This window comes from Candidatus Eisenbacteria bacterium (assembly GCA_030017955.1).
Taxonomy (GTDB): Bacteria; Eisenbacteria; RBG-16-71-46; order JASEGR01; family JASEGR01; genus JASEGR01.
Genome location: JASEGR010000112.1, coordinates 1 through 6493 on the forward strand (window position 1 = coordinate 1; position 6493 = coordinate 6493).

The 6493-nt window shown below is 53.4% G+C and carries 5 protein-coding genes; 4 read left to right on the plus strand and 1 reads right to left on the minus strand.

Going from position 1 to position 6493, the window contains the following annotated elements; genetic code table 11:
* Window positions 1–65: 65 nt before the first annotated feature.
* Window positions 66–1376: a divalent metal cation transporter gene (locus QME66_12285; protein MDI6809741.1), complete on the plus strand. Its 1311-nt coding sequence runs from the start codon at window positions 66–68 to the stop codon at window positions 1374–1376.
* A 16-nt stretch (window positions 1377–1392) separates the two neighbouring features.
* Window positions 1393–2664, plus strand: a complete 1272-nt coding sequence (locus QME66_12290) for a CBS domain-containing protein (protein ID MDI6809742.1) — start codon at window positions 1393–1395, stop codon at window positions 2662–2664.
* Between the two features lie 213 nt (window positions 2665–2877).
* Here the strand turns inward: QME66_12290 and QME66_12295 are convergent, their stop codons facing one another.
* Window positions 2878–3945, minus strand: a complete 1068-nt coding sequence (locus QME66_12295) for a glycosyltransferase family 4 protein (protein ID MDI6809743.1) — start codon at window positions 3943–3945, stop codon at window positions 2878–2880.
* Between the two features lie 2069 nt (window positions 3946–6014).
* Here QME66_12295 and QME66_12300 point away from each other — a divergent pair.
* Both QME66_12300 and QME66_12305 read left to right on the plus strand, forming a co-directional pair.
* Entirely contained in the window at window positions 6015–6278 is a 264-nt protein-coding gene (locus tag QME66_12300; protein ID MDI6809744.1) for a transposase, read from the plus strand.
* A partial coding sequence (locus QME66_12305) for a hypothetical protein (protein MDI6809745.1) occupies window positions 6275–6493 on the plus strand: 219 nt, incomplete at its 3' end. The genes QME66_12300 and QME66_12305, both read left to right, overlap by 4 nt.

A 6493-nucleotide genomic window follows, 5' to 3' on the forward strand; every position in this document is an offset into this window, starting at 1 on the left:
GTCGTGTCCCGGGGCAAAGACATAGACAAGGAACTTCCGGGACACGACACTAGGGTAGACTGCTCATGTACTGGATCAGCAAGAGCATTCATATTCTGAACCGCTTTCGGCGGCAGCTGATCATCTTTCTGTCCGTCCTCGGCCCCGGGATCATTGTCATGGTTGCGGACAATGATGCGGGCGGCATATCCACCTACGCTGTCACGGGTTCGAAATATGGTTTCTCGCTTCTTTGGATGTTTGTTTTTCTTGTCCCGATGGCCTTCTACGTGCAGGAAATGACAGTCCGTGTTGGGGCCGTCACGAAACGCGGTCATGCGGAAGCCATATTTGACGGTTTCGGGCCTTTCTGGGGATGGTTTTCTATTGTTGACCTGGCCATTATCAACTGGCTGACCTTGATTACTGAGTACATCGGAATGACCGCGGCGATGAGTCTCCTCGGAGTCCCACCCTGGATCACCTTCACCCTGGTGACAATCATCCTTCTTGCCATTGTCGTATCAGGGCGATACTGGACATTCGAGAAGCTCGCTCTCTTCTTCTGCATTTTCAATTTTGTCTATATCCCTGCCGCGTTTTGGGCCATGAAGACTCCCACGGCACCGAGCTGGGGGCACGCGTTCCGGGATCTTTTCTCGCCGCACCTGTCACTGGTTTTCAACGGAGATCTCATTTTCATCATAATGGCAAACATCGGCACGACCATAGCCCCGTGGATGATCTTCTTTCAGCAGAGTGCCGTTGTGGATAAAGGTCTGGATGTTCACGACATCAAGTTCGGGCGGTTGGACACGCTAATCGGTTGCTTTCTAACGTGCACTGTGGCCGTTTTCATCATCATCGCCACGGGTGCTGTATTCTATTACCATCGTCCGCCCATTACGATTCAAGATGCAAAACAGACAGCCGAGGCCATCGTACCGCTCTTGCCATCAGGATACGGAGAGGTAGCGCGGAAGCTCTTCGCCATAGGGCTCTTCGACGCCGGATTCCTCGGGGCGCTGTGCATCTCCCTGTCTTCATCATGGGCAGTGGGGGAGGTGTGCGGATGGTCGCACTCGCTGAACTACAAGGTTAGGGAGGCGCCTTGGTTTTACACGATTTACGTGTTGATGCTTGTCACCTCTGGTATGATCGTCCTGATCCCGGGTGCTCCGCTTGTCACGATCACGATGTTTGTACAGGTTGTGGCAGTGACGCTTTTACCCGCATCACTTGTTTTTCTGCTCATAATCCTGAACGATGAGTCCTGTATGGGTGAACACACAAGCACCACCTGGGAGAATGTAGCGAACTGGACGATCGTTATTATTGTCATTTTCATGTCAACACTTCTGGCCATCAACACCCTTTTTCCGGGTCTCTTCAGATGACCATCGGGAGGCGAACATGATGACACCTTCTACCGATGCCGCCAAAACGCCCAATATGCCTGCCGGCAAGGAGGAGTTTCGGTTCCTGTATTTCTCGGGATTGATCAAACGCCCGATCTGTGCAGGGAAGATCAAGAATCGAATCGGGAAACTGACCGATCTGGTCTTCGCGCAGGCCGAGCCGTACCCGGAGGCGACAGGAATTTATATCGAGCACGGATGGGGCAAACCAACCGAGTTCGTCCCATGGGGAAAGGTCCTGAGAATTGAAGATGATGCCATTTTCGTCCAACCCACCGAAGACGGACAGATGTACCCTCCATTCGTCGATCAACCTGGCTGGATGCTCCTGGACAAGCATCTGATGGGGCGCACCATTCTGGACATGGATGGACGGCGTATAGAAGTTGTGAACGACGTACATCTTCTGGAATCCAAGGGCCGGCTGGTAATGGTCCACGTTGACATTTCCTTCAACGGTTTCTTGCGCAGATGGAAATTGGGTGGGATTCGCTGGATCAAAGACCAGCTTATCTCCTGGAAATATGTTCAGCCGCTTTCTGTTGAAGACGCCGTTGCCACGGACACGGTTTCGCTCTCCGTAACCCGGAAGCAAATGCGCGACTTGCCCAGCGAGGATCTGGCCGATGCCCTTGAACAATTATCCGGAGAAGAGCAGCAGGCTCTCTTCTCGGCCCTCGATTCGGAAAAAGCTGCGGAGGCCCTGGTGGAGGCAGAACCTAGGGCGCAGCGGCAGATTATTGCGAATCTGCGAAAGGAAAAAGCCAGCACGATTCTGTCCGAGATGACCATCCCTCAACTGGCAGACCTCTTTTCTGTTTTGCCTCATGAGCAGATGACAAACATGATGGGGTTGCTTGGTCCGGAGCAGAGTGAGCGCGTGCGTGCCGTTCTCTCGGAACGGGAGGCGAAGGCGAAGGACATTATGTCAGCGAGTTTCATGACAGCGCACAAGGATGATAAAGTTGGAGAGGTCCTTGAAAGAATAAGGCATTCTCCCGTCGAACCTGAGGCTATCGCCTACATATATGTAGTGGACCCGGAAGCCAAGACTCTCGTCGGAGTGGTGGACTTGCGTGAACTGCTGCTTTCTTCGGATGACTTGCGGTTGGGAGAGATAACGATCTCACCCGTGGTTGTCGCAGAGGCAGACGATATACGTGAGGACCTTGCTGAAATGTTCGCCAAGTATCATTATAGAATGATTCCTGTCGTGGATGAACATGACCATATGTTGGGAGTTGTTCACCACAACGATATTGCGTGAAATTCCACGAGCTTGATGAACATCTGAGGAGAATCGAATGCCGCGCGTGAAAATGAGCCGAACGACCCGGGTCGCACTCTACCTTCTGGGATTCTACCTGGCGTTTATGCTGATCTTGATTGTCGTGAGGTTCATCAAAGTCCTATAAATAGTGACAGTCACCTATTTCAGGTGTGGCTATGTAACGGAAATAGGTGAAATAGGTGACTGTCACTATTTTCCGTACATTCGCATCAGCTTCTTGGATGTAACTGGCCACGTGTATTCCGCGACGACTTCACTTGCCGCGATTCCCATCTTGCGCGCCCTGTCGGGATTCTCAAGGAGGTCACCAACGGCCTCAGCCATTGCCCGATAATCGCCGACATCCACGAGCGCGGCGCTCACCCCATCCTCGAAAACTGACGGGATTCCGCCGGCCCTGGTGGTGACGATGGGCAGCCCCGATGCAGCTGCCTCCAGGAGTGCGGTCGGGAGACCGTCCACCTTGCTGGTATTCAGGCAAACGTCACCCTCATGCATAGCCCTTGCCACATCTTCGGTCGGAATTCTCCCCGTGAGAGTAACCCCGGTAAGCCCATGCTCATTTATGTATTCCCTGACCGATCTCGTGAGCGGACCGTCGCTGGTCATGACAAGCGCGGCATCCGGATATCGCGCCTTGACCAGCTCGAATGTCCTAACCGCGGAGAACGGATCGTACATCTCCTCCATCGACCTTGTCCAAACCATCTTCGGCTTGATCCGTGTCCGCTCCCGAAACTTGAAGAGCGATGAGTCGAAGAGGTTATTCACAAGTTCCGCCCGAATCCCCCCTTGCTTGAAGGCTTTCTGAAGCTCGCGCGAACAGACTGTCACCTCCGAGGCCAATCTCATGGGCGTCTTGACAAGCCATGGAAATCGACCCATGAACTCGACTCCCCCGCCGCCCTGGTAGCTGATGACACTTCGCTTCCCGAATAGCCGCGCCACGGGCACTCCAAGCACCGCCGGCATGTATCCCCAATAAGACGCCACTTGAAAGTGCGCCACATCGCACCTGGGAACCTTCCTCAGCAGCCCGAAGAGAACGACCCACGGCTGGACCGCCAGCCTCAGCGGCGTGAGATATGCGCCTCGCAGTCTCTGCAGGTTCGTGTCGACCCTCATGACCTCAATCCCATTTTCTTCGAGATAGTGGACCAGCAGAGCCGTCTGCACGGCTACCCCGCCCTTGCGCGGAGGAAACGGCGAAACCATACAGATTTTGAAAGCTCTCTCGCCCACAGATACGCGTTCCACCTCACTTCCTCTTCCTGGGATTGTACACATTCAAGTATTTTCTGCCGGAGGCCGGGGTCGAACCGGCACAAGGTTTAAGGCCTCACTGGATTTTGAGTCGAAAACAGCGCCAATTGCTGATGCCTCGTAAGTCCTACAATTACCCATAACTATCAGACCTGTCAAGGAAATACGCTTTTCTTGCAGGTTGGATGGTGTGGGGGCAGGATTGGCATGGTTCGAGAGGTTGCGGGCACAAAAAGGGCGCAGTAGGAGACCATCGCAAGGGGCTGGAATGCTAGGGAGGTACTCCGTGACACTGACGTTGCACTAGCCTAAGCCCACAGCATGAATGGGACAACCCAAGCTCCCGAGAGGGGGAAAGATGTGCTCCTGCTATTAGTAAGCAGGTGAAGTGTACCTCTTGCGTCCGACAAGTATTCGGGATGTGATGCGGACAGAAGGGGATGGGAAATGCTGGATACGAGGAGTGCAGTCCAAGGTACCTCTGTGGGCCAAAGTCAGAAGGCAAGGATGACGGGTTAGCGGGGAAGAACAGAAACAAATGCCTTGATAAGTTGCGCGAGTACGAAAGCCGGTGACAGTACCGCAAGCCACAGCTTGATAAGCAAACCCAGGACGACCACATGGACGCGGGCAAAGACACGTGGAAGATTCGGGACACCACTGGATGCCCTCTGTTCTTCATTTTCTTCGGTTTCTCTTTTCTCGCTCTTTCTTAGCGTCGGTGCCCGTCGATTGCCTTTGGGGTGATGTTCGCCTCGGTGCCCTTCGTCTGGTTCCCTTATCTCTTTCCAATCAATGCGCTAGGCGAGGTACCTCAGGTTCTGTGGCACTGAAAGACCGACACTCCACATTGGAGCATAGTACCCTGAGGAGCTCAATTGGAAAAAACTATTCGAACAGGAATCGATGCAAACTCCCCAGGAAATGCACCAAAGAAACACGCTAGATTTTTCTCTTGACAGTTGAGGCAGGTCCAGATACGATGCCGAGAAAGGGGATGAGGTGGATGCATGGGACCATAGAACTCTTCAGAATGTGAGGAAGTGACCCCTTGTTTTGTCGAGGAAATGTGGAATGAGAAAAGACCGGATTGAGCGTTGGAATGATACTCATCAAATGAATTTGGATCGGTGGTGGAAAGGAAAGAGAAAGGGATTCCTCAGACACTACTGACGATGCGGGTTCCTTGCGTCTGGACTATGGGTCAGTCCAGAACCACTGGAGGAGGTGAACATGTTTGCTCCACAAATGAGTAGCGCAGGCGTTGATACGCGAATTTGTGCTATTTGTGTGCTTTGCATACTGGTGAATCCGATTGCGGGATTGACGGGGCTAGTTGCAATAGCGATGGATGGTTAGCGTCAACGTGCTGTAAGGCATCTCAGTTACAACGCTGTTCGGACATCTGAACTGCGACACCTCTTTTACAGATGGGGTAAACCCGTCCTATTGCTGACTCCAACGAAGAGTTGGCCACGGGACAAGAAACGTCGCGATTGCGCAGGCGGTTGTGCGGCAACTCTCGGGTGGAAGACTTACGGCATCTGACGTTCGTCATCAGCCGGGATGTTGGTGGTCGACGATATAGCGACGTCGGCAACGGTCCCTTGAACGCGGCGAGACGGTGTGGAAGGACCATTGGAGAAGTAACTACCGAAAGCCCCCCCTCCAAAACGAATTGAGGATCGTGCAGCTCAAAAGCGAGAGGTTTCATCGCTCCGCCGGGTGGATCAGAGATCACCTAGGATTGAAGGTCCCCGGAAGGTCAGAGGAGATGCACGAGCGATACCGTCCGCACAAAGACGGAGGGATTCATCTCCGTCGTTTGGTCCAGTATTCGAAGTGACGATGTTGGCAGTTATCATCAACATTGTCACAAACAACTAGACGCAATTCTTCAACAACTGATAATGCTAGAGGAGGTAAACATGCCTGCTCCACACGTGAATGGCACAGGCGCAGGGTGCTGACCCCGAAAAGTTGAACAGTGGGTATTTGTGGAGTTGACCTCCGGAAATTCGTGGAGCATTTTCAAGGATGTTCCGCGGGAAGGAGGTTGGAGGATGGCGAAGGCGACACGGCGGTACTCAGCGAAGCTGAAGTTTCAGGTTGTTTTGGAAGCTCTTCGGGGTGAGAAGAGTCCTGGTCAGATTGCGAAGGCCTACGGGGTTCACGCGAACTCGATAGGGATTTGGAAGCAGAAGTTGATCGAGAAGGGACCCTCATTGTTTGACAGTGCCCGGAAGATAGCGGAGCTGGAGCAGATTCTGGGCAAGAAGGAAGTTGAGCTGGCTCTTTTAAAAAACTTCTTGGGGCGGACCGAATGACGCGTGTGGCTAAGATTGATTTGGTGAATAGCGTGGCCGGGGAGTTTCCGGTTTCTGTGGCGGCCTCCGTGCTCGGGCTGCCGCGTTCGACGTGGTACTACCAGGCTAGCAGGGTTTCTTACGGGGAGAAGTACGCGGCGCTTAAACCATTATTGATCGGCATTGCCCGGAGGCACACCGAGTACGGTTACCGCCGGGCGACGGACGAGCTCGTG